General features: G+C 50.7%; 25 protein-coding genes and 1 other RNA gene. 12 read left to right on the top strand and 14 right to left on the bottom strand.

What is annotated here, in order from left to right; all coding sequences use genetic code 11:
• Nucleotides 1–89: 89 nt before the first annotated feature.
• Nucleotides 90–1127, top strand: a complete 1038-nt coding sequence (locus H0248_RS10040; RefSeq protein WP_180785825.1) for an NADP-dependent oxidoreductase — start codon at nucleotides 90–92, stop codon at nucleotides 1125–1127.
• Between the two features lie 50 nt (nucleotides 1128–1177).
• Here H0248_RS10040 and H0248_RS10035 read toward each other — a convergent pair whose 3' ends face one another.
• The 10 genes from H0248_RS10035 to H0248_RS09990 form a co-directional block, all read right to left on the bottom strand.
• The gene (locus tag H0248_RS10035) at nucleotides 1178–1480 is read right to left on the bottom strand and encodes a DUF2645 family protein (protein ID WP_180785824.1); all 303 of its coding nucleotides are present in this window, start codon (nucleotides 1478–1480) and stop codon (nucleotides 1178–1180) included.
• A gap of 12 nt (nucleotides 1481–1492) precedes the next feature.
• Nucleotides 1493–1801, bottom strand: a complete 309-nt coding sequence (locus H0248_RS10030; protein ID WP_072038407.1) for a DUF2645 family protein — start codon at nucleotides 1799–1801, stop codon at nucleotides 1493–1495.
• An 85-nt stretch (nucleotides 1802–1886) separates the two neighbouring features.
• On the bottom strand, nucleotides 1887–2165 hold the full coding sequence (locus H0248_RS10025) for a DUF2645 family protein (protein WP_233990511.1): 279 nt from the start codon (nucleotides 2163–2165) through the stop codon (nucleotides 1887–1889).
• 36 nt (nucleotides 2166–2201) lie between these two features.
• Nucleotides 2202–2960 carry a hypothetical protein gene (locus H0248_RS10020; protein ID WP_110162766.1) on the bottom strand — a complete coding sequence of 253 codons (759 nt, stop codon included), beginning with the start codon at nucleotides 2958–2960 and terminating at the stop codon, nucleotides 2202–2204.
• A gap of 6 nt (nucleotides 2961–2966) precedes the next feature.
• Nucleotides 2967–3446, bottom strand: a complete 480-nt coding sequence (locus tag H0248_RS10015; protein WP_110162765.1) for an Hcp family type VI secretion system effector — start codon at nucleotides 3444–3446, stop codon at nucleotides 2967–2969.
• A 530-nt stretch (nucleotides 3447–3976) separates the two neighbouring features.
• On the bottom strand, nucleotides 3977–4405 hold the full coding sequence (locus H0248_RS10010) for a hypothetical protein (protein ID WP_180785823.1): 429 nt from the start codon (nucleotides 4403–4405) through the stop codon (nucleotides 3977–3979).
• A 466-nt stretch (nucleotides 4406–4871) separates the two neighbouring features.
• Complete coding sequence (ubiI, locus tag H0248_RS10005) at nucleotides 4872–6083, bottom strand: FAD-dependent 2-octaprenylphenol hydroxylase (protein ID WP_180785822.1); 1212 nt, start codon at nucleotides 6081–6083, stop codon at nucleotides 4872–4874.
• 28 nt (nucleotides 6084–6111) lie between these two features.
• The gene (gene ubiH / locus H0248_RS10000; RefSeq protein ID WP_180785821.1) at nucleotides 6112–7290 is read right to left on the bottom strand and encodes a 2-octaprenyl-6-methoxyphenyl hydroxylase; all 1179 of its coding nucleotides are present in this window, start codon (nucleotides 7288–7290) and stop codon (nucleotides 6112–6114) included.
• Between the two features lie 62 nt (nucleotides 7291–7352).
• The gene (pepP, locus tag H0248_RS09995; protein WP_180785820.1) at nucleotides 7353–8678 is read right to left on the bottom strand and encodes a Xaa-Pro aminopeptidase; all 1326 of its coding nucleotides are present in this window, start codon (nucleotides 8676–8678) and stop codon (nucleotides 7353–7355) included.
• Between the two features lie 57 nt (nucleotides 8679–8735).
• Nucleotides 8736–9323, bottom strand: a complete 588-nt coding sequence (locus tag H0248_RS09990) for a YecA/YgfB family protein (protein WP_010284662.1) — start codon at nucleotides 9321–9323, stop codon at nucleotides 8736–8738.
• A 192-nt stretch (nucleotides 9324–9515) separates the two neighbouring features.
• Here H0248_RS09990 and zapA point away from each other — a divergent pair, with 192 nt between their 5' ends.
• From zapA to H0248_RS09975, 3 genes are all read left to right on the top strand, one after another.
• On the top strand, nucleotides 9516–9845 hold the full coding sequence (gene zapA, locus H0248_RS09985) for a cell division protein ZapA (RefSeq protein WP_010284667.1): 330 nt from the start codon (nucleotides 9516–9518) through the stop codon (nucleotides 9843–9845).
• A gap of 74 nt (nucleotides 9846–9919) precedes the next feature.
• Nucleotides 9920–10103: non-coding RNA, 6S RNA (gene ssrS / locus H0248_RS09980), on the top strand.
• 39 nt (nucleotides 10104–10142) lie between these two features.
• The gene (locus tag H0248_RS09975) at nucleotides 10143–10790 is read left to right on the top strand and encodes a 5-formyltetrahydrofolate cyclo-ligase (RefSeq protein WP_180785819.1); all 648 of its coding nucleotides are present in this window, start codon (nucleotides 10143–10145) and stop codon (nucleotides 10788–10790) included.
• Here H0248_RS09975 and nadR read toward each other — a convergent pair.
• The 3 genes from nadR to serB form a co-directional block, all read right to left on the bottom strand.
• Nucleotides 10787–12040 (bottom strand): multifunctional transcriptional regulator/nicotinamide-nucleotide adenylyltransferase/ribosylnicotinamide kinase NadR, encoded by a 1254-nt coding sequence (gene nadR, locus H0248_RS09970; RefSeq protein WP_039279404.1) that lies wholly within the window; start codon nucleotides 12038–12040, stop codon nucleotides 10787–10789. The genes H0248_RS09975 and nadR overlap by 4 nt on opposite strands.
• Before the next feature lie 118 nt (nucleotides 12041–12158).
• Entirely contained in the window at nucleotides 12159–13541 is a 1383-nt protein-coding gene (gene radA, locus H0248_RS09965; RefSeq protein WP_010296280.1) for a DNA repair protein RadA, read from the bottom strand.
• A gap of 17 nt (nucleotides 13542–13558) precedes the next feature.
• On the bottom strand, nucleotides 13559–14536 hold the full coding sequence (gene serB, locus H0248_RS09960; protein WP_180785818.1) for a phosphoserine phosphatase: 978 nt from the start codon (nucleotides 14534–14536) through the stop codon (nucleotides 13559–13561).
• 156 nt (nucleotides 14537–14692) lie between these two features.
• On the opposite strand from serB, the gene H0248_RS09955 reads away from it, so the two are divergent.
• A complete protein-coding gene (locus H0248_RS09955) occupies nucleotides 14693–15391 on the top strand; it encodes a YtjB family periplasmic protein (RefSeq protein WP_180785817.1) in 699 nt (232 codons plus the stop codon).
• A 48-nt stretch (nucleotides 15392–15439) separates the two neighbouring features.
• Here H0248_RS09955 and H0248_RS09950 read toward each other — a convergent pair whose 3' ends face one another.
• The gene (locus H0248_RS09950) at nucleotides 15440–16375 is read right to left on the bottom strand and encodes a hypothetical protein (RefSeq protein ID WP_180785816.1); all 936 of its coding nucleotides are present in this window, start codon (nucleotides 16373–16375) and stop codon (nucleotides 15440–15442) included.
• 291 nt (nucleotides 16376–16666) lie between these two features.
• Between H0248_RS09950 and prfC the strand changes: the two genes are divergently transcribed.
• The 7 genes from prfC to H0248_RS09915 all read left to right on the top strand — a co-directional run bounded on the left by prfC (nucleotide 16667) and on the right by H0248_RS09915 (nucleotide 23384).
• Nucleotides 16667–18256: a peptide chain release factor 3 gene (gene prfC / locus H0248_RS09945; protein ID WP_180785815.1), complete on the top strand. Its 1590-nt coding sequence runs from the start codon at nucleotides 16667–16669 to the stop codon at nucleotides 18254–18256.
• 505 nt (nucleotides 18257–18761) lie between these two features.
• A complete protein-coding gene (gene osmY, locus H0248_RS09940; RefSeq protein ID WP_180785814.1) occupies nucleotides 18762–19370 on the top strand; it encodes a molecular chaperone OsmY in 609 nt (202 codons plus the stop codon).
• Between the two features lie 153 nt (nucleotides 19371–19523).
• The gene (locus tag H0248_RS09935) at nucleotides 19524–19685 is read left to right on the top strand and encodes a DUF1328 domain-containing protein (RefSeq protein ID WP_003019081.1); all 162 of its coding nucleotides are present in this window, start codon (nucleotides 19524–19526) and stop codon (nucleotides 19683–19685) included.
• 151 nt (nucleotides 19686–19836) lie between these two features.
• Nucleotides 19837–20025, top strand: a complete 189-nt coding sequence (locus tag H0248_RS09930) for a CsbD family protein (protein WP_010284712.1) — start codon at nucleotides 19837–19839, stop codon at nucleotides 20023–20025.
• 114 nt (nucleotides 20026–20139) lie between these two features.
• Entirely contained in the window at nucleotides 20140–20937 is a 798-nt protein-coding gene (locus tag H0248_RS09925) for a TatD family hydrolase (RefSeq protein ID WP_110162755.1), read from the top strand.
• Between the two features lie 303 nt (nucleotides 20938–21240).
• Nucleotides 21241–22518 carry a NupC/NupG family nucleoside CNT transporter gene (locus H0248_RS09920; RefSeq protein ID WP_039548022.1) on the top strand — a complete coding sequence of 426 codons (1278 nt, stop codon included), beginning with the start codon at nucleotides 21241–21243 and terminating at the stop codon, nucleotides 22516–22518.
• 149 nt (nucleotides 22519–22667) lie between these two features.
• The gene (locus tag H0248_RS09915; RefSeq protein WP_180785813.1) at nucleotides 22668–23384 is read left to right on the top strand and encodes a 4'-phosphopantetheinyl transferase family protein; all 717 of its coding nucleotides are present in this window, start codon (nucleotides 22668–22670) and stop codon (nucleotides 23382–23384) included.
• Nucleotides 23385–23478: the final 94 nt, after the last annotated feature.

The following is a 23478-nucleotide window of genomic DNA, read 5'->3' as shown; positions in this document are numbered from 1 at the left end:
GCCGCACGGTTTGCGTAGTCAGATGAAAGAACAGATCCTATTGTTAACGAAGTGATGTTATCAACATGCTTTGTTTAACGGAGGATATTATGCCGCAAACCGATCAAATTAACCGCCGTGTGGTTCTGGCTCAGCGCCCGCACGGCGCGCCAACACCAGAGACTTTCCGTCTGGAACAGCAGCCTGTCCCACAGGTCGATTCAGGACATATCCTGCTGCGTACGGTGTTTCTCTCCCTTGACCCTTATATGCGTGGCCGCATGAGCGACGCCCCTTCTTATGCTAAACCCGTCGAACTGAATGACGTGATGGTAGGCGGGACAATCAGCCGCGTGGTGGAATCAAAACACCCGGATTATCAGACCGGCGATTGGGTGCTGTCCTTCAGCGGCTGGCAGGACTATGCAATTTCCGACGGCAAAGGATTAACCAATCTGGGTCAGTCGCCGACAAATCCTTCCTACGCATTGGGCGTGCTGGGTATGCCGGGCTTCACTGCGTATATGGGGTTAACGGATATCGGCCAGCCCAAATCAGGTGAAACGCTGGTGGTGGCCGCCGCGACCGGCCCAGTTGGTGCGACGGTTGGGCAGCTCGGGAAATTGAAAGGCTGTCGGGTTGTCGGCGTGGCGGGGGGCGCGGAAAAATGTCGCTATGCGGTTGAAGTACTGGGATTTGATGCTTGCCTCGACCACCGGGCGGATGATTTTGCCGAACAGCTGAAACAAGCCTGCCCGAAGGGAATCGATATCTACTTTGAAAATGTCGGCGGGAAAGTCTTTGACGCCGTGCTGCCGTTGCTTAATACCTCGGCACGTATTCCGGTGTGCGGGCTCGTCTCTGGCTACAATGCTACTAGGTTGCCGGATGGGCCGGATCGTTTACCGTTGCTGATGGGGACGATCCTGAAGAAACGTATTCGGATGCAGGGATTCATTATCTTTGATGATTATGGTCATCGTTTCGATGAATTCTGGAAGGATGTGTCGCCGTGGGTGGAAGAAGGTAAGATCAAATATCGGGAAGAGATCGTCGATGGGTTGGAAAACGCCCCCGAAGCCTTTATCGGCCTGCTACATGGCCGCAACTTCGGTAAATTAGTGGTCAGAGTCGGACCCGACGCCTGATACACCGGACTCGCCGCTGCGGCGGCGAGTTTTGCACTCGACAGAATGTGTTACCAGTACGGGCAGATAGTCACACGTGTATAGAAACTGCCTGAGTAATACATGAGAATAACAAGGTAAGTAATTATTCTTGGTGGTGTTCGTTTAACCAAAAGAAAAGGTATAGACAAAGGGATGATAATGAAATTTGAAAAACTATCAGAATAACTTCTCGGGTTTTCACAAAAATTTTTAAGTGAGCTGTCACCAAATAGCCACCCTGACTCGATTGATGAAAAAGCATTAATTAAGAAAAAGCACAAGATCGAGTAAGCGTAGAAATAAACGTTGTAGGTATAGTTTTTTTTCAGCATTTTTAGGTTTTTTTAGTTGGCTATTGAACAAACACTAATGCGTGTATAGAAACGGTATGAGTGATACATCAGGATAGTAAGGTAGGTGAAGATTCTAAGTGGAGTTCTTCTAACCAGAAGAAAAGGGATAGATAAAGGAACGATAATAATACTTAAGAAACCATCAGCATCGGCTCTCGGCACTTCACAGAAATCTGCAACTGAGTCGCCATCTATCATCCATTCATATTCGATGGTAGAAAAAGCGTTGATTAGAAAAAAGCATAAGGCAGAATAGGTATAAAAATAGACGTTGTAGATATAGCCGGTTTTCCTTAACATTTATCAATCACTCAGCCGTTTTTAACCACATATTAATGATGTTTTTTATAACCCCAGGCTACTATGCGAAGGGGGTATGGTTTTTTTAGCAAAAATTAAATCTAATATAAAAACTCCAAAAATAATAAAACAATAAAATAATATAAGTAATTGCCCTAGCTAAACTTTTCTTTACAATGAAGAAAGGGATAGATAGCGGGATAATAATAAACGAAAAGAAACCATCGGAATCGCCTTCAGGTATCTCACAGAGATTTCTTATTTCTACCCCATCAACCATCCCTTCGTAATCCCTTATTGATGTGATCAATATAATCAAGGCGCAGAGAGTCGAATAAAAATAAAATAGAATATTGTAAGTCATGTTGCTATAGTTTGGCATGTAAGAGTTCTCGGAATTTTAATTACTGTCACTATTCTGGGGCAGAGTCGTAACCTCATAAAGCAGTTTTGTTATTTTTTCTCGATGGTTTAGCATCGATCTACCGTATGACGACCAGTTCCTTTCTTCATAAGAGATTTTTTCTACATCATTTATCGAATGAATAAAATCACTGCGGCTGCGTTCAATACCTCTGTTATAGCGTGAACCTGCAAGGATGAACTGCTCGTCGGTTAGGTTCAACGTGTCAGTACCGGGATAGTCATAGTTGATTAACTCGTAAAGATGGCGTGCGACCATTGTCAGGTTAAAATTATCCTTATTTAAGCAGATGGAGATGTATGTTGCTTCAGCATTCCTTAGTGCACTGGGATTCTTGCCGAAAATTTCGGCAACCACCCTAATTTGCATGGCGATAATACCTATTGATGTTTTCTCTGGGGACGGTATGATTTTTTCCTTTCCTGGCCAGCCACTGTAAGAATGCACCACCTGCCTGCCAAATAATGTTGGATATTTAAAATAGTCAACCATTCCTCCGGCTTCTGCATGGGCAACCGATGCGAGAAGAATAGAGGGTATTTTATATTGTCGGGCTATCTCTTTTATTTTTTCTCGATGGAAAATGATATAGCCATCTTTGTATTTGTTTAAATAATCATCACCACCAAATGTTTTCCACCAAGCAGCATCAAGCGAAGACCAGCGCGGATAGTTCTTTCCCCAATCGGAAAAACTAAGGTCGCATTCGTTGATAATATCATTGAATTTATTCATGGTTTATCAGTACATATTCTCAGTTAATATGCTGTATCCCGATGTCCCTGCAATATTGTGTTGGCAGGTAATGCTTTCATAACGCAGGCTCAGGGTTTCAAATGGCTGCATATCGCTATGCGTCAATGAGTTGGGGTTCTGATTAGAGATATTGACAATAGAGGCATCCCTTAATGTGATTGTCATGTAGTTCTCTTGCGTCCCGCTGGCGGAGGTGCGGTAATATCTCAACTCAATTTCCAGTAGTTCATTATTAGCGATGCTAGTTAGGACTAACGGTGTAGACTTATCAACGACTTTGGTTACGGAAAAGGGGTGATGATTGACGTGTCGATCTCTTGATAAGTCGTAATTTGTTGCATAAACAAAAATCTCATCTTCGTGACCAGATATATGTTTATTTCCTACAGAATCGATACTTAAACACCCTTCAGAGATCAGTCCCTGAATTTTTCCGGTGATCTTCATAAAAATAGAATTAGCCATTCGTGTAACTCCCTGTTAAAAAATCCTTGTTGGGAAAGTTATAACGTAAATCTTGATTGAAAAAAAGAAGAACTCGAGTGTTTAATAGAAATTCTGATTTCTGTCAGAAAGATATCCTTTCCAAAATTCTATAATTGATTGTTTTTAATGGTAAGTCGCCATATAGAGCTTATTTATTAGTTCGCTAATTATATTACAATGATAAGTTTATTTACCTAATAAACCTCAAGATGTAGGTTTGAGCATCTGAAAGCGATCGTGAATTCTGGACATCAGTGAGACCGGCTATTTCTGGTGCTTGGTTGAGAACAAATTGAATATTGCAGTTCGAAACTCGCTCATGTTTTCAAAGTAGTGATTATTCCATGCATGTTCTTTCATCACTCTCCATCAGCGATGAAGGAATAGATTAATAAGGTTTTTTATTAATGATAACGCCTTTTGGCGTTTATTTTTAAGCCAAGGACAGATCAAATGCAAATATACTCATTTTTTAATCCATTACGCCATTCACTCAGTCATAGTATTAATTATTGTTGTTCCTTGGATAAATCCAACATTAGACATTCTATTTCTTTCATTGTAACTCTGTCTTGCTCTTTTGTTTTAATGATCTGAAAGTATTCATCGAATGGTGGGTAATTACCTAAGGAAAAATCATTAACTAATGGGATGCCAGTACTGTTAACATAATCGAGCAACTTATCGTAAGCCTCATTAATGTTATCTAGATCGCATAAATATATCGTGCTTATCTGAGGGTTTGCCTCATCACTCGGCCCATAAGAAAAATAATAATTCTTTGATAGTCTCGGTGCGTCCCTGATTTCTTTATAGGTTAATGTATAGTACTTAAAAATGTCTTTTTCCGTATAAACGGTATAAGGAACGATGATAAGCCATCCCCAAAAGAACATCAGGGAAGAGAATAAAATGAAGATAGTTAAGATCGTTTTCATAAGCTGAAAACATCTTTCTCGTGACCAGAAATATGTTTATTTCCTACAGAATCGATACTTAAACACCCTTCAGATATCAGTCCCTGAATTTTTCCGGTGATCTTCATAAAAATAGAATTAGCCATTCGTGTAACTCCCTGTTAAACAATCCTTGTTAGAGACGTTATAACGTAAATCTTTATTAAATAAAAGAAGAACTCGGCTATTTAATAAGAAATAGGATTCCTGTCAGGAAGATATCCTTTCCAAAATTCCATAATTTATTGTTTTAAATGATAATTAGTTGTGTGGGGCGGTTTTTATTACTCTGCTAATTATGTTTTGATGATGGTTTTATTATATAAACAAAAAATAATGATCGCTTAAATAACAAAGGAGATGGAAAAATAAATGAGTGATTTAATTAAGGTGAAAGCGTTATTGATAACTCGCCGCTTAAGCGGCGATATTATCTATTCTGGTTTTATTATTTCCCGACGTTAAGCCAGTCTGGCAGATCGTGTAATCCCATTGCCTGACGTACCAGTGTGGGTTTAATGCCGGGTAGTTTATCCGCCAGAACCAGACCGACATCACGCAGCAGCTTTTTCGCCGGATTATCGCCGTTAAACAGTTCGCGGAACCCCTGCATGCTGGCGAGCATCACTGCGGCGCTGTGTTTGCGGCGGCGTTCATAGCGTCGCAGATAAAGGTGTTGGCCGATGTCTTTGCCCTGCGCCTGTAAGCGCTTCACTTCCGCAATCAGTTCGGCGACATCCATGAAACCCAGATTGACGCCTTGTCCTGCCAGCGGATGAATGGTGTGCGCTGCGTCGCCGACCAGCACCAGCCGGTGTGCCGCGAAGCTGCGAGCGTAGCGTCCGGTCAGTGGGAAAGTCTGGCGTTCGCTTTCCAGTTCACATAGCCCCAGGCGCATATCAAACGCCATCGCGACCTGACGATTGAATTCTTCTGCTGGCAAGCTCTGCATCGCCTGAGCCTGTTCCGGTGACAGCGACCAGACAATTGAACAAAGGTGAGGCTCGTCCAGCGGCAAGAACGCCAGAATACCGTCACCATGAAACGTCTGACGCGCAACGGATTGATGAGGGTGTTCAGTTCGAATATTGGCGACCAGCGCGTGATGGCCATAGTCCCAAAAGGTCAGCGGAATATCCGCATGCTGGCGCAGCCACGAATGTGCACCGTCCGCGGCGACCACTAGCCGAGCGGTCAGCATGCTGCCGTCCTGCAACGTAATAAAGGCTTCGTTCTCGCCCCAGGCGACCTGTTTTAACGAGGCGGGGGAGAGCAGGGTGATATCGCTTAACTGGGAGGCGCGTTGCCACAGCACCTGCTGAATCACGGGGTTTTCAATGATATGCCCAAGGTGGGAAAAGCCGAATTCTTCACCGCTAAAACTGATTTTGCCGAAGCTGTCTTTGTCCCACACCTGCATATCGTTGTAAGGGCTGACGCGTTGCGCCACGAGATTTTCCCAGACGCCGATATGGCGCAGGAGGCATTCGCTGGCGGCATTGATGGCGGAGACGCGCAGGGCATGGTCTTTCCCGAGCGGCTGAGGTTCGGCCGCCTGTTTCTCCAGCACGGCGATACGCAGGCCGCTGCCCTGTAAGCCGCAGGCTAGCGCCAGACCGACCATACCGCCACCGGCAATAACCACGTCGAATGATTGCATTTCCGTCTTTTCCTGTTGGCGAGCTTAATTAACGTTCTACCCAGCCCAGCGTGCGACGAGCAAAGGCGTCGCGCATCAGCGGCAGGTTATTCATGGCGATCAGACCCAGATTACGGCTGATTGTCAGCGCGGTATAGCGGTTAGCGAACAGCCTGACCAGTCCATCGGTGATCGCCACCGTGCTGTGTTGATCGGGCGTGCGCCGCTGTTGATAGCGGTTGAGTACCGTGTACTGGCCGATATCCTGCTGATTTTTTGCTGCCTCGATGACGGTTTCCGCCAGCGACATCACATCGCGAATCCCCAGATTAAAGCCCTGTCCGGCAATCGGGTGCAGCGTTTGTGCCGCATTGCCCACTAGTGCCAGCCGATGGCTAATATGCTGGCTGGCCGTGAGTAAGCGCAGCGGGTAGCTGTGGCGTTCGCCGATATGGGTGAACTGCCCCAGACGCCAGCCGAAAGCCTGCTGTAGCTGCTGGCGAAATTCGGCTTCGCTCCACCCATCGACCTCATGTTGACGGTGTTTGTCATGGCACCAGACGAGCGAGCAGCGCCCGTTGCTCATCGGCAAGAGCGCCAGCGGGCCGTGCGGGGTAAATCGCTCGAACGCGCGGCCGCGATGGGGTTCGGCAGTTGTCACATTGGCGATGGTCGCGATCTGATCATAATCATGCTGCTGCCATTGAATGCCGCAGGACTGTGACAGCATGGAGCGCGAACCGTCGGCAGCGACCAGCAGTTGACCCGTTAGCTCAGTGCCGTCGTCCAGCGTGAGCGTCGCATTATCCTGCGTCCGCGTGACGGCCACGACTTTGGCCGGGCAGTGCAGGCGCACGCCCGGTGCCTGTTGCAGCAGGGAAAACAGGCGTTGTCCGACGTCGTGCAGTTCAACCACATGGCCTAATGCCTGAACGTGATAGTCCGGGGCCTTCAGGTTCACCACGCTGGCGTGCCCGCGTTCGCTGACGTGAATGTCGGTTATCGCCGTTGCATTACCCGACAGCGCTTGCCAGATGCCCAACGCTGCTAGCTGCTGACGTGTGCCATCAGACAGCGCGAGGGCGCGTGCGTCAAAACCCGGATGTGCCTTGTCGAGTGGCGAGTGTGCCTCGATCAGGTCAACCGAGATTGCGCCCTGCGAAAGCCGCGATATTGCCAGCGCCAGCGTTGCGCCCGCCATCCCGCCACCGACAATTATGACCGCCATGCTGTTGTCCTTTGCAATTATGCCATTGTCCTTTGAAAGGGATTGTCCTTTGAAAGGGCTGCTTAGTGTTGTTTATCATGCCGTTGCGCCATGAGCGCTTCGATGGCATCAGCGTCTTTGATTACGCCAGCCGTCAGGTTTTCATTGCCGTTTTCGGTGATCACGATGTTATCTTCGATACGCACGCCGATTCCCCGGTACTGCTGTGGCACTTTGGCATCAGGCGCGATGTAAAGACCCGGCTCGATGGTCAGTACCATACCCGGTTCAAGCGGGCGACCCCGATCGGTGGTGCCGTAATGGCCTACATCGTGTACGTCCAAACCCAGCCAGTGGCTGAGGCCGTGCATGAAGAATTGGCGATGTGCCTGCTCGGCAATCAGCTCTTCCACTTCACCTTTTAGCACGCCGAGTTTGATAAGCCCGCTGACCATGATGCGCACCACTTCTTCGTTCACTTCACGGATGCTGCGGCCTGGGCCAAACAGCTCCAGTGCGCGCAACTGCGAACGCAGCACGATGTCGTAAATGGCACGTTGCGGCGCGGTAAATTTACCGTTCACGGGGAAGGTGCGGGTAATGTCGCCAGCATAGCTTTTGTATTCACAGCCTGCGTCAATCAGCACCAGATCGCCGTCGTGCATTTGCGTTTCATTTTCGGTGTAATGCAGGATGCAGGCGTTTTCGCCGCTGCCGACGATGGTGTTGTAAGAAGGATAGCGTGCGCCGTGACGGGTAAATTCGTGGTGAATTTCGCCTTCAAGCTGATATTCATACATGCCAGGGCGACATTTCTGCATGGCGCGTGTGTGGGCCAGTGCGGTAATTTCACAGGCGCGGCGCATTACGCTGATTTCTTCCGGTGATTTAAACAGGCGCATCTCATGAACCCACGGGCGCCAGTCAGTCAGCGTAGCAGGGGCAGCAAAGCCCTGACGGGTGCCGTTGCGCAAGGTGTCCAGCGCGGCGAAGACCAGCTTGTCGGCATAATCGTACTGCCCTTGCGCGTGGTACACCACGTCCAGTCCATTCAATAAGAGATGCAGCTGTGTGCCGATTTCGCCAAACGGCAGAGCGCGGTCAACGCCGAGTTTGGCGGGTGCCGCTTCCTGACCGAGACGACGACCAAACCAGATTTCGGCCGTCAGATCGCGTACGCGGTTGAAGATCACGCTGTGATGATGTTTGGCATCGCTTTTTACCAGCAGCAGCACGGCTTCCGGTTCGTTGAAGCCGGTGAAATACCAGAAATCGCTATTTTGACGATAAGGATAGTCACTGTCGGCATTGCGCTGCGCTTCCGGCGCAGAAAAAATAATCGCCGCGCTGCCCGGTGCCATTTTTTCCAACAGACCCTGACGACGACGAAGAAATTCTTGTGGATTCATCACCTGCTCCTGAAAATAGTCCGTGCGGTTACCTTTCCCTTCTGCCTTGCATAACAATCAATGCAGCGTCGGTTTTTGCTGCTCGGGCGCAGTCACAACGCGCTGGCTGGTAAACTCGGTATGGCACAAAATGGCAGAAACGCGAACATACTCAATCACTTCTTCCAGCGATTGCTCCAGCTCTTCCTGATCTTCATCTTCGTCGTAGCCAAGTTGTGCGATGTTGCGTAAATCTTCGATGGCTTCTTTCAGCTCACCTTTGGCTTTGTTCAACTGCGGTTGAGCCACGCCCAGCCCAAGCAGGAAGTGGTTGACCCAGCCTGCCAGCGCGTCGGCGCGATCGAAAACGCTCACGCTATCCAGCGAATCGTCCGGCAAGAAAAGCTGGAACAGAAAGCCATCATCTTCCAGCGCTTCACGCGTGGCCTGGTACAGGTCCTGAAGCGGTTGCGACAGCGTCTGGGTAAACGCCATGCCTTCATTAGTCAGTTCAAAAACCAGCGTTCTCCAACTGTCGTCATGGTTTCCACCACACAGCATCCCACTGATCAGACCGTGCATTTCTGCTGCGGTCAGCGCGACTTGCTGTTGGTGAAGCAGTTGGTTAAGGCCTTCATAGGCGGGAAACGTATTCTCTATAGACATGCGGATTCGTCATCGTTGGCTGGATGGGTTCGTGCTATGCTACCACCAAGCTCCCTTTCGATACCAGAAAGGGCTTGTATCTTAGATCTCGGCTATATATAGTTGCGCCCGCTTTAACGAGCCCGATGTAACGGGTAATGCTCATGCTATGCGGCACCCGGGCGCAAGAACGACAAAAGGCAGGAAGGTGGTATGTCTGCACAACCAGTAGATATTCAAATTTTTGGCCGTTCGTTAAGAGTGAATTGCCCGCCAGAACAACAGGATGCGTTGAATCAGGCTGCGGAAGATCTTAACCAGCGGTTGCAAGATCTTAAAGTTCGCACTAGAGTCACAAACACTGAGCAATTGGTGTTTATTGCCGCGCTGAACGTGTGCCATGAGCTGGCGCAGGAACGGGGTAAGACGCGTGATTATGCGTCGAATATGGAACAGCGTATTCGTATGTTGCAGCAAACCATCGAACAGGCGTTGCTGGAGCAGGGCAAGATCACCGAACGTCAGGGTGCACAATTTGAATAACGTCGTATTTTGACAAAAGTACGGTATTTTTACGCGATAATACGTGCTAAGGTTTATCGCGAGTAACGAATAAAATTTCTCTGAGATGTTTGTCGGCGGGCCAGTCCCCTGAGCCGATATTTCATACCAACAGAATGTAATGCTCTGCGGTTGGTGAGCACGCTCGGTTCGTCCGAGAAGCCTTAAGACTGCGACGTTATGTTCACCTTGAACCAAGGGTTCAAGGGTTACAGCCTGCGGCGGCATCTCGGAGATTCCCTTTCTTTTATCATTCTTGACCCGTGGCGAATGCAGCCCATGTCATCTTCTGACTCATCTTCATCGGCACTTCCCGATATGTTACTCTCCTCTACGGCAGCATCGCGTCAGCAAATTCGTCAGGCTGTGCGGCAGAATCGACGTTTACTGACATCAGAGCAGCAGTCGCGTTTTGCGCAACAGGCGTGTGAGCGCGTCATGGCGCATCCGAAAATAATACGGGCAGATAGTGTGGCGGTATTTCTGTCATTTGATGGCGAGCTGGATACGTCCCCGCTGATTCAACAGTTGTGGCGGCAGGAGAAACGCGTGTATTTGCCGGTTCTGCATCCGTTTCGCGCCGGGCATCTGCTGTTCCTGCACTATGCGCCGGACACCGAGCTGGTACGCAATCGTCTGAAGATTATGGAACCGCGTTTGGATGTGCGTCAGGTGCTGCCGTTACCGCAGTTAGACGTTCTGCTGACGCCGCTGGTGGCGTTTGATCATCTGGGGCAACGGCTTGGTATGGGGGGCGGGTTTTACGACCGCACGTTGCAGTATCGCAGCCAGATGTCGCGTGGGCCTTACCCGATCGGCCTGGCCCACGATTGTCAGCAGGTTGACGCACTGCCAGTGGAAAGCTGGGATATTCCGCTGCCGGAAATCATTACCCCCTCCCGCCATTGGCTGTGGGACACGCGCTAGCTTTTGAGCGGTTCGGGCGAGCGATCGTGGCCCAACATCTGTTGTACCAATTCCACACAGTGCAGGAAGCGCGAATCGTAGTCCGACTCTTTGATGTAAACGTACGGGATATTATTGTTAGCCAGCATCGTTTTCAGCAGATCCTGGAACTCCGAGCGGGCGGTCGTGCTGCCTAAGCTACGCAGCCCGTCGGCCACCCACGGCGTGTTGTTTTCCAGCAAAATCACTAGATCGAAGCGGTATTCATCGATCAGCGCCTGAACGAACGGGTGCTCACGGCCCTCGTATTTCTTGCAGAATGCCTGCGTGGTGACAAAATCGGTGTCGATAAAGGCCACTTTATTGGCATATTTTACTGCAAAATCAATGTACTGCGCCTGGCCTAGCGCGATCTTGTCGTAGTCGGAATACTGCAACGCCATCTCGTCACCGCCCAGATGGGAGAACACGTAATCGCGGCCATATTCCCAGGCGCTGGTGGTGTTGAAGATATTCGCCAGTTTGTTCACCAGCGTGGATTTACCGCTGGATTCGCCGCCAAGAATGGCCACGGTACGCACAAAGAACGGCTTCACTTCGGTCGGGATATAGTCCCAGTAGCGGAAGGGATCGTGACGAATTTGCGAACCGCTGATGTTCATAAAGGAGCGCTGCGGGTCGATCAGGACGGCCTCAATGCCCAGCTGTTCACGGTATTGTGCGGCATCCTGTTCTTCGCTGGTGTAAACGAAATTCGGCGTGATGCTTTTTTCCTGCATAAACGCCTGAATTCCTTTGCTCCACACATCCCAGCCGTGCGGGTAAGGCTCCATTCCTTGCTCATTGAAGGCGTGAATATGAATATTTTTCTGATATTTAAAGGTCTGCAATAGCCAGCGCAGGCGATCGCTGACGGTGGGCTGCTGTGACATCGAGCTGTTCTCAAACAGCAGACGGTCGCGCGGTTCGTCGTAACCTAAAATCACATGCAGTTCATCGACCTGGCTACAGGCTCGCTGAATCAGATAAATGTGGCCAGTGTGTAGCGGATAGAACTTGCCGAAGACGACACCAATACTCTTTTCGTAGCGCGGGAATTCCAGTTCAAGAAAGCGATGCAGCGCTTCCAGCTTCTGGGCGCTAGGGCTTTTGATTTTGGCATTAAGTAATTGACTGAGATAGCCTTTGGTCATATCGGTCGCGTCAGCAACCTGCTGTAGGGTGCAACCCTTCTGCCGGATAGCGGATTTCAGGTAATCAAATGATGACATGGTGCAGCACTCTTGTTTAGCTTACTAAACAAAATACCACAGAACAGGGCAACATCCGCTACTCTTTCCCCCTGTTTAGTTCAGGATGGAAGCGAGCGGATGGCCTTCTGTGGTCCGTTTAGAGATCGTCGAGGATCGCCAGCGCGTCGGCCAGCTTTTTCACGCCGAACACCTGCATGCTGGCAGGGACTTTCTTCGGCATATTGGCATGAGGAACGATGGCGCGTTTGAAGCCGTGCTTGGCGGCTTCGGTAATCCGCTCTTGGCCGCTCGGAACAGGGCGGATTTCCCCCGCCAGACCGACTTCACCGAAGATGACAAGATCCTGCGGTAACGGGCGGTCGCGGAAGCTGGAGACCAGTGAGAGCAGCAGCGCCAGGTCTGCGCTGGTTTCGGTGACTTTAACGCCGCCGACGACATTCACGAACACATCCTGATCGGACATCTGCAAGCCGCCGTGGCGATGTAATACCGCCAGCAGGATCGCCAGGCGATTTTGCTCCAGCCCGACCGCCACGCGACGCGGGTTAGCCATCATCGATTGATCTACCAGCGCCTGAATTTCGACCAGCAGCGGACGCGTACCCTCCCACACCACCATGACTGAACTGCCGGACGTGATTTCGTCCCCGCGACTGAGGAAAATTGCTGACGGATTGCTGATTTCGCGTAGACCCTGTTCCGTCATCGCGAACACGCCCAGCTCATTAACGGCACCGAAACGGTTTTTATGGCTGCGCAGGGTGCGGAAGCGCGAATCGGCATCGCCATCCAGCAGCACGGAGCAGTCGATGCAGTGTTCCAACACTTTCGGCCCGGCGAGTGAACCGTCTTTGGTGACGTGGCCGACCATCACGATGGCGACGCCGCGTGTTTTGGCGAAGCGCGTCAGGTAGGCGGCGGTTTCACGCACCTGCGCCACGCTGCCGGGAGACGATTGAATATCCGCGAGATGCATCACCTGAATGGAGTCGATCACCATCAGCTTCGGCTGTTCCTGCTCGGCAATCAGGCAAATCTGTTCGATGCTGGTTTCTGACAGCATATTGAGATTCTGGGTCGGCAGGTTGAGACGATGCGCCCGCATCGCCACCTGCTGCAAGGATTCTTCCCCGGTGACGTACAGGGTTTTCATGTTCTCTGACAGCTTGCAGAGCGTTTGCAGCAGTAAGGTACTTTTACCCGCGCCGGGGTTACCGCCGATCAGAATCGCACTGCCGGGGACGACGCCGCCGCCCAGAACGCGGTCAAACTCCTGAAAGCCGGTAGAAAAGCGCGGCAGAGCTTCGAGACTGATTTCCGAGAGCTTTTGTACCCGGCTGACGCCAGCGCTTTCGCCCGCATAGCCAGTGAGACGGTCGGAACGTGATACTGACGCCGAGGCCAGACGGACTTCGGTAATGGTGTTCCAGGCATGGCAGGCGCTGCACTGCCCTTGCCAGCGCGGGTAGTCAGCCCCGCATTCATTACATACAAACGCCCGTTTGACGGCTTTTGCCACGTATCACCTCCCACTGATTAACGCTTTTCGTGTCTCATGCTACCGCTAAGGATGCACAGCACGCCGGTCAGATCGGCATGACGGATGGTCACCGCAGACTGTTCATTGACCTTCGGTTTGGCGTGATAGGCAATGCCTAAGCTGGCTGCCTTGATCATCGGCAGATCGTTCGCGCCGTCACCAATCGCAACGGTCTGATGCATGGGGATTTCCAGCTTTTCCGCCAGTTGTTGCAGCGTGGTCGCTTTATATTTTGCATCGACAATCGTGCCGATGACATCGCCGGTCAGCTTGCCGTCTTGCATGCCTAATTCGTTGGCAACGGCGGCGACCAGACCTAATTCATCACGCAAATAATCGGCAAAGTAGGTAAACCCGCCTGATGCAATCGCGACGTGCCAGCCTGCTTCCTGAAGCTGGCTAACCATATTACGCAGGCCCGGCATCAGTGGCAGTGTTTTACGCACCGTCTGTAAGATAGTGGCGTCGGCACCTTTTAATGTTCCCACGCGCTGGCGCAGGCTGGCCGCGAAATCCAGCTCGCCGCGCATCGCGCGTTCGGTGACTTCAGCGACCAATTCACCTGTGCCCGCCAGTTTGGCGATTTCATCAATACATTCGATCTGAATCGCGGTGGAATCCATGTCCATCACCAGCAAACCCGGCGAACGCAGCGATGGCGCGTTACGCATGGCCGCGACATCGATGCCCAGTTCGTGGGCCAGCTTGGTGGCGCGTGGCGTCAGCGTGCCGGCTAAACGCACGACCTGATAATCGCCCACGTTCCAGGCGCTCACGATCACCATCGCACTCCCCAGCTTACGCTGGTAGCGGGAAATCAGGTTCTTATCGAGGACGTCGCTGTAGATCAACCAGCCGGTGTCGCCAGCGCGGTAGTCAAGCGGCATCACTTCGTCACCGCTCAGTGATAGTGGCAGTCCCGGCCAACAGTTGATCTCATTCGGGAGATCACGATAGGTCAGACTATTCGACATGGGGTAAATCCTCTGCTGGCAGTAGTGCGATAAAGTCGTGCGATAAAGAGGGGGACGGCGTCGCCGAAACATATCCCTCCAAAAACTGGGCAACAAGCTATCCTATCATCGGCGCTTCTGGCAACATGAAAGTATCCAAATCGTGTAAGGATTATCATGGTTCGTGCCCGGGTGAAATTTCGGCTACACCGCACGGCAATTGTGCTGATTTGCCTCGCTCTGCTAGTGGTATTAATGCAAGGTGCGTCCTATTTCAGTTTGAGCCACCAGATGGCGCGATCTGAACAAGTTGAAGATCTGGCGCGCACGCTTTCCAGACAGGTGGCTTACAGCCTTTCGCCGCTGATGGGCAGCGTGGACGATAATAGTCAAAAAATTAATACTATCCTCAAACAGCTTACCGATCATAGCCGCATTCTGGATGCTGGCGTGTATCAGCAGGACGGCTCGCTGGTGGCGCATATCGGTGAGCAGGTGCAACTGAGAGACAGACTGGCGCTGGATGGCAATCGGGTCGGTAGTTATTTTAACCATCAACTGGTGCAGCCGATTGAGGGAAAAGAAGGGCCGATCGGTTTCCTGCGGATTACCTTAGATACGCATGTACTGGCGACCGAAGCCAGACAGGTCGATAACACCACCAATATTCTGCGTCTGATGATTTTGCTTTCACTGGCTATCGGCATCATTCTGACTCGCACGCTCTTGCAGAATCGCCGTACCCGCTGGCAGCAGTCGCCTTACCTTCTCACGGCGAGTACGCCAGTGAAAGAAGAAGGGGATGAGGCAGAGAGCGATACGCGGCCGAACGACGGGACGGTAGTGAAAAAAGATGGGGAAGAGAAAAGCCTCTGACACCTAATGGCTCCCGTACAAACCGAGTGTTTGTACGGGGCGTGTGTGCTATTTCAACTGCTGCTGGAACTGCAACCAGTGAGATTGGAATTTGCTGATGACGGAGAGATGATCGTTTTGGGTATAGTGGTCAGACACCGTTGCAGAGATATAGTTACGAAGGCTGTCAAACAGCGAATTAGCAGGTGCTGAGGTGGCAAGAGAAAAGATTTGCTGCCGTTGAACCTGCGTGGCCGATGTGCCTTCCGCATTTTTCTGTAGTTCCAGGAACGTCGTGTTTGTCTTCTCGGTGTCTCCCGTGTCGACGCTGCGCTGATACTCATCTTGCAGAATGTTTTTTTCCAGGTTACTCAGTGCATCAGACTGGTGTTTGATGAAATCCTGAATATCTTTATCGGCTTTCTGGTGAGCGCTGCTATCCACATAGCGGTTTTTCAGTTCTTCTAACTTCGCCGCTTTTAGCGTGATTTCTACGCTATCGGTCGCATAGCTCCATGTTGTCACGTTAGACGGTTTCGACAGTGCTTGATGAATCAGACCGACAAACTCTTCTTTACTGATGCCGCTGTCTTCTTTGAGATTATTTGACCAGCGTTCAAGCGCCATTTCGTTTGTGCCGATGGGATCAATAGATAACGTGATGTCTGGGGTAGTATTGGTCGTGTTGCTTTGCTGAATGAGATTCCGTGTTTTAAGGGTATCGTCTAGCGCTTTACTTTTCTCCTCCTCAGTCAAAGAGGAAGAGGGGGGATTACCTGCATTTTCTTTCAATCGTGCCATTGCTTCCGCAGAGATTTTTATATTGGTGGGAAAGCTGACGGTTTTTCCGGTAATCGGATCGATGACTTTTATACTGTCACTGTTGATTGTGATGGACTCTGTTGTTGTCGATTTTTCTGTCGCTGACTGTGCTGTAGTCGATGGCGTCGCGGTGCTTTGGGCCTGAGAATTGCTATAACCCGTATTATTTACAGACAAGCTCATACTCTCTCCTTAAGTGCGATCAAATGGTTAAATATTGACCCAGATATTATCGGCAAAGATAAATGATAACTTTATAAATGATTTATGGCGTAATTGTTGATGGCGATATCAGAACGGTGACGGCGAGCATGATATCTCCGCGCTGTTTATACCATCACCGATTGTGTCTGCACGTTAAATCAGGGAAAATACTCGGCTACAGTTTATTTCCGCTTTGCCTGACGATCTGACATCGGTGTGTTGTTGCCTTGATGCTGACGCCGGGTGGCTAACAAAAGAAACCTGAAAATCATGTCTCCAAGTGAATACGCCCGCGAAGTCTCCAAAAGAAGAACGTTCGCTATCATTTCTCACCCCGATGCCGGTAAAACCACGATTACCGAAAAGGTCCTGCTGTTCGGACAGGCGATCCAGACTGCTGGTACGGTAAAAGGGCGTGGTTCGAACCAGCATGCGAAATCCGACTGGATGGAGATGGAAAAGCAGCGTGGTATCTCCATCACTACGTCCGTGATGCAGTTCCCCTACCGCGAATGTTTGGTGAATCTGCTGGATACCCCAGGGCACGAAGACTTCTCCGAAGATACCTATCGCACGCTGACGGCGGTGGACTGCTGCCTGATGGTGATCGATGCCGCAAAAGGGGTCGAAGATCGTACGCGTAAGCTGATGGAAGTCACGCGCCTGCGCGACACCCCGATTCTGACGTTCATGAACAAACTTGACCGTGACATCCGCGATCCGATGGAAGTGCTGGATGAAGTCGAGAGCGAGCTTAAGATTGCCTGTGCGCCAATTACCTGGCCGATTGGCTGCGGCAAATTGTTCAAAGGTGTGTACCACCTTTATAAAGACGAAACCTATCTGTATCAGACTGGTAAAGGCCATACGATTCAGGAAGTGCGCATCGTTAAAGGGCTGGATAATCCGGAACTGGATACTGCCGTTGGCGAAGAGCTGGCTGCGCAACTGCGTGAAGAGTTGGAGCTGGTGCAAGGGGCATCGCACGAATTTGAGCTGGACGCGTTTCTGGCTGGTGAACTGACGCCGGTCTTCTTTGGTACGGCACTGGGTAACTTCGGCGTTGACCACATGCTGGATGGCTTAGTCGCCTGGGCGCCTGCGCCGATGCCGCGTAAAACAGATACCCGTGAAGTAACGGCGGCAGAAGAGAAATTTACCGGCTTTGTGTTCAAGATTCAGGCCAATATGGACCCGAAACACCGTGACCGCGTGGCGTTTATGCGCGTGGTGTCTGGGAGATATGAAAAGAGCATGAAGTTGCGTCAGGTGCGTACGGGCAAAGACGTGGTGATATCAGACGCGCTGACCTTTATGGCGGGCGACCGTTCCCATATTGAAGAAGCCTACCCCGGCGATATCATCGGGTTACATAACCACGGCACTATCCAGATTGGCGATACGTTTACACAGGGTGAAGACATGAAATTCACCGGTATCCCCAACTTTGCGCCGGAACTGTTCCGTCGTATCCGCCTGCGTGACCCGCTCAAGCAGAAGCAACTGCTTAAAGGGCTGGTACAGCTGTCTGAGGAAGGCGCGGTGCAGGTCTTCCGTCCACTGACCAACAACGACCTGATCGTGGGTGCGGTCGGTGTGCTGCAGTTTGATGTGGTCGTTGCCCGTCTGAAAACGGAATATAACGTTGAAGCGATTTACGAGTCGGTGAACGTCTCTACCGCGCGCTGGGTTGAGTGCAGCGATGCGAAGAAGTTTGAAGAGTTTAAACGTAAGAACGAACAGCATCTGGCGCTGGATGGCGGGGATAATCTGGCCTACGTCGCTCCGACGATGGTGAACCTGAACCTGACGCGGGAGCGCTATCCAGAAGTGACGTTCCACCAAACGCGCGAGCATTAATTTTGAACGGTGGCGCTACGGTTTCATGAAAATCATCGTGACTGTGGCGCTTACATCGTGATCACATTGTTAAAATAATCATCACCCGGCTATGCTTGGCTTTAGGCCAAAAGTACCGGGTGTTTTTGTTTTTTAATGTATTTAAAAACAATGTATTACCCTGACTTCTTCCCTGCTGTGATTTCTCGCTTCAGTGCAACAGACAAATCTGAATTGCTGCGCATATTCCCTTGCTCCCCTGTGATTTTCCATTCTGTAGGCTATAGTTAACAGTATGTTAACTGATTTAGCTTGTTCAACTGTTAGTACAATTTAAGTTGGTTCATTATTTTGATTTTTTTCGCCTTTGCAATTCAATACTCTGATTTTTTTATGCACGTAGAGGGAATCATCGGAGTATTGATAACGTCATTATCACCTTGATTTGCTGATGACGGTGCGGGCGTTAACGTGACCCAAATAGGTTATTTCGGGTTTATAGAAGAGCATAAGAAGGAAGATATCGATGAAAAAGACCACATTAACACAATCGCTGATCGTCGTTGCTCTGGGTTCTATTCTGGCTGGCGGTGCCATGGCTGAGGAAACGTTAGGGCAGAAAGTAGAACGTATCGCGGACACAACGGGTGCAAAAATCGATAGCTCCGCCAATAAAGCCTCTGGCTACATCAGTGACAGTGCGATCACAGCAAAAGTGAAGAGTGCGCTGTTGGAAGACAAATCGATTGCCAGCAGCGATATTTCCGTTGAAACGTCAAATGGCGTCGTCACGCTGAGCGGTTTTGTCGGTAGTCAGGAATTGAGCACCCGTGCGGTGCAAATTACTACGCAGGTTGAGGGCGTCGAGTCCGTCAGTGATAAACTGCAGGTGAAGGATTCCCAATCACAATCGGTTGGCGCCTATGCCGATGATGCTGTGATGACCAGCACGATTAAAGCCAAACTGCTGGCAGATGATATTGTTCCGTCCCGTAAAGTGAAAGTCGAAACGCAGGCTGGCGTCGTGCAACTGAGCGGCGAGGTGGACAACAACGCGCAGTCCGCTCGAGCTGAAAGTATTGCGAAGGCCGTTGACGGCGTGAAAAGCGTCAAGAACGACCTGGCAGTGAAATAACCGCCACCATACCGTACAGGGTTATCCGTCATCGCGGATAACCCTACCTAATCCGCACAATAAAACACCACTTGTGGATACGCCGTCAGGACGCATGAAGCGCGTCAGGATGACCACCATGATTTTTCATTTTTTGTCTGGTAAGGAGAGCGTATGTTTCGTTGGGGCATTATATTTTTAGTTATCGCACTGATCGCGGCAGCACTGGGTTTCGGCGGATTGGCCGGTACAGCAGCTGGCGCGGCGAAAATCGTCTTTGTGGTCGGTATTATTCTGTTTCTGGTTAGCTTGTTCACGGGTCGAAAACGGCCGTAGCACAGCACCTTCTTTCATTCTTTCTCCATAGAAAGAAATGTCATACAGAGCACACAGCCGCGCCACGCGGCTGTCATATTTTACCGGCACACTATCTTCTAATACGACCCGCGTATTTGCTGCATTTCGACAGTTTATCAGGAGGGTTATGATGAATAGCGATATCGTTGTTGGCAAATGGAAACAGTGGAAAGGGAATTTCCTGGCACTGTGGGCTGATTGGTTTGACAGCGACTGTGCCTGGCTTGAAGGGAGCAATGATTACCTGTCCGGCGTCTTGCAAGAGGGTTACGGAAAAGCGCACGAAGAGGTATCCTCAGAGAAAACCACGTTACACTGAGGCCTCACCGCAACGACAAGTCCGATTCTGCCATGAGGCTTTGGCAGGATGTGACTTGGGCGTAGATTAGGTCGCCTCATCTTGATGGGCCTAATCTTGACGGAGAGAAGCAACGTGCTTTCTGAACGACACCGCTTTATCGATACCCACTGCCATTTCGATTTCCCCTTATTCTATGATGATGCACCGGAAAGCTTGCGTCTGGCGCAAGACGCTGGGGTTGAGCGCATCATTATTCCGGCTGTAGCTTCTCAGCATTTTGAGCGCGTGTTGACGCTCGCTCGCACCTACTCTCCACTTTATGCCGCACTGGGTCTTCACCCGCTTTATATCGCTGAACACCAGGAAAGCGACCTGCTCCGTCTGGAAGAGGAACTGCGCCAGTTGCCTGTAACGCTGGTGGCGGTGGGGGAGATTGGGTTGGATCTCTATATGCCGGAACCGCAGTTTGAGCGACAGCTTACCTTTCTTGAGGCTCAGCTTCGGCTGGCGAAAAAATACGATCTCCCGACGATTCTGCACTCGCGACGCAGTCACGACAGGTTGGCGCAATTGCTCCGCCGTATCGACGTGCCGCGTACTGGCGTAGTTCATGGCTTTGCAGGCAGCCTGGCGCAGGCGCAGGCCTTTATCCGGCTGGGCTATTACATCGGCGTAGGGGGAACCATTACCTATGACAGAGCAAATAAAACGCGTCAGGCGATCGCGCGGCTGCCGTTAGATAGGCTGCTGCTGGAAACTGACGCGCCCGATATGCCGATGAGTGGCTATCAGGGGCAGCCCAACCGACCTGAGCGTATTTCGTGCGCGTTTCAAACGCTGTGTGAGCTACGTGCAGAACCGCCTGAAGAGATTGCTGAGGCGCTGTGGCAGAATTCGTTCAGGCTGTTTGGGCGGCTCACTTCGACATAACAACGTTACCGTTATGCTGAAACGCTTCCCCGAAAGCGGAAGCCCTGTTTGCACCCGCTTTTCTCTTATTTCTGTGCAACAGCAGACAGAACGGTCATTCCGATTTCATATATCACCCATTAAATTGTGATGCAGATCACTTTTCAGCGTTTTTGACTGTTCGATGTTGTGTGTATTTGTGACATAAATTAGCGACCTTTTCGGGCCACTCTTTATAATCGGCTCGCCAGGGCGTACTTACCGTTCTGGCGAAACGATTTTTATTCTGTTTTCACTTTTTTCACGCGTTATAGGGAACTGCACATGCAACTCGTTATGAGTCTCATCGGCATGCTTGTTCTGATTTTGTTCGCGGTTATGTTGTCCAGTAATCGTAAAGCGATCAGATTGCGCACCGTAGTGGGTGCTTTCATTCTTCAGATTGGTATCGGTGCGCTGGTGTTGTATGTGCCAGTAGGACGCAAAATTCTGGAAGGATTAACGGGCGGTGTAGCAAACGTTATCGCCTACGGAAACCAAGGGGTTTCATTCATTTTTGGCGGTCTGGTTTCCGACAAAATGTTCGAAGTCTTTGGCGGTGGTGGGTTTGTTTTCGCATTCCGTGTTTTACCGATCATCGTCTTTTTCTCTTCCCTTGTGGCGGTACTGTATTACATGGGGGTGATGCAGTGGGTCATCCGTTTATTAGGCGGCGGATTGCAGAAACTGTTGGGAACCTCCCGTACTGAATCGCTCTCTGCAACCGCCAACATCTTTGTTGGGCAAACGGAAGCGCCGCTGGTGGTTCGTCCCTATATCGCCAATATGACACGTTCTGAGCTGTTTGCGGTGATGTGTGGTGGATTGGCTTCCATTGCGGGATCGGTGATGGCGGGTTATGCCCAGATGGGGGTGCCACTGGACTACCTGATTGCGGCCTCCTTCATGGCGGCACCGGGTGGATTGCTGTTCGCCAAACTGATGGTGCCAGAAACGGAGAAAACGCACGATCATGACGAGATGGTTGGCTTTGTCGATGAAGACGATCGCCCGGCTAACGTCATTGATGCAGCGGCAAGCGGCGCGGCGTCCGGTATGCAGTTGGCGCTGAATGTGGGCGCGATGCTGCTGGCTTTTGTCGCGTTGATTGCTCTTCTTAACGGCATTCTGGGCGGCATCGGTGGCTGGTTTGATTATCCGCAACTGTCGCTGCAACTGATTCTGGGATGGGTGTTCTCGCCCGTCGCTTTCTTGATCGGTGTACCGTGGCATGAAGCAACGGTTGCGGGCTCGTTCATTGGGCAAAAACTGATCGTCAACGAGTTCGTCGCTTACATGAATTTCAGCGAGTACCTGAAGGCAGATGATGTGGTTGCCGCTGCGGGCTTGCAGGTTTTGTCAGATCATACCAAAGCGGTGATTTCGTTTGCGCTGTGCGGCTTTGCTAACCTTTCGTCTATTGCTATCCTTATTGGAGGTTTGGGCAGTATGGCACCGACTCGGCGTCAGGATATTGCCCGTTTAGGTTTGAAAGCGGTTGCGGCAGGTACGCTTTCTAACCTGATGAGCGCCTGCATCGCAGGGTTCTTCCTGACCCTGTAATGTAACCAGGTATTCTTGCAGTAGCGAGATGATGGGCGGCGAAAGTCGCCCATTGTTCGTTTAAGTCCCAACATTGTCCATAGACTTAAACGTGGCTTATGTAGCATTTACCGAATGCGGGCGCGATAGGCTTGCCTGAGTGGAGCAACATGCTTTCTGCTTTTATTGATGATGTTGAATGGATTACGTTTCCACGGGCAACGGACGGTGCCGCTTACCCAGGTATGACTGCGCGCTGCCATTTCCATTTGTCTGCCTACGACGACGCGCTTTTTGCCGAGGCGAACATTCCTTTCTCCGACGCGCTAGAGCGCGCCGTACCGAAACGCCGCGCCGAATTTCTGGCCGGGCGCTGTGTCGCCAAACACGTGTTAAATAAGCTGGAACACCCTGATTTTGTTCTGCATAGCGGGGAAGATCGCTCACCGCAGTGGCCGGGTAATATTGCCGGTTCGCTGAGCCATAACAAAGACAGCGTACTCTGCGCCGCACATTTACGGAGCGACGCGCTATCGTGTGTGGGGGTGGATATCGAAGGATTTATGTCTGACGAGCGTGCGCAATCGCTGTGGCCCGGCATCATTGGTGACGAAGAATTCCAATGGTTTCAGGGGCGGGAAGAAGCATTTAGCTGTTTGCTGACGATCAGCTTCTCAGCGAAGGAGAGCCTGTTTAAGGCGCTTTACCCGCAGGTCAGGCACTATTTCGATTTTCTGGATGCCAGACTGGTGGCATTGGATATCACCAAACGCGAATTCGAGCTGGAACTGCTGACCGATCTGACGCCGACGTTTTACGCCGGACGCCGTTTTAAAGGCGCGTATCTGTTAAGAGAGTACGACGTCACCACGTTTCTCTGCTGCTAAAAAAGCCCGCGTTAGCGCTGAGGTTGCTGACAACGTCCGTAGAGCGGGAGTAACGGATAGATCGTAAAGACGCTGTAAATACGTCCATGTAAGC

Source organism: Pectobacterium brasiliense, assembly GCF_013449685.1.
Classification (GTDB): Bacteria; Pseudomonadota; Gammaproteobacteria; order Enterobacterales; family Enterobacteriaceae; genus Pectobacterium; species Pectobacterium brasiliense_A.
The sequence above is the reverse complement of the archived record's forward strand: the minus strand, read 5'-3'. Positions and strand labels throughout refer to the sequence as shown.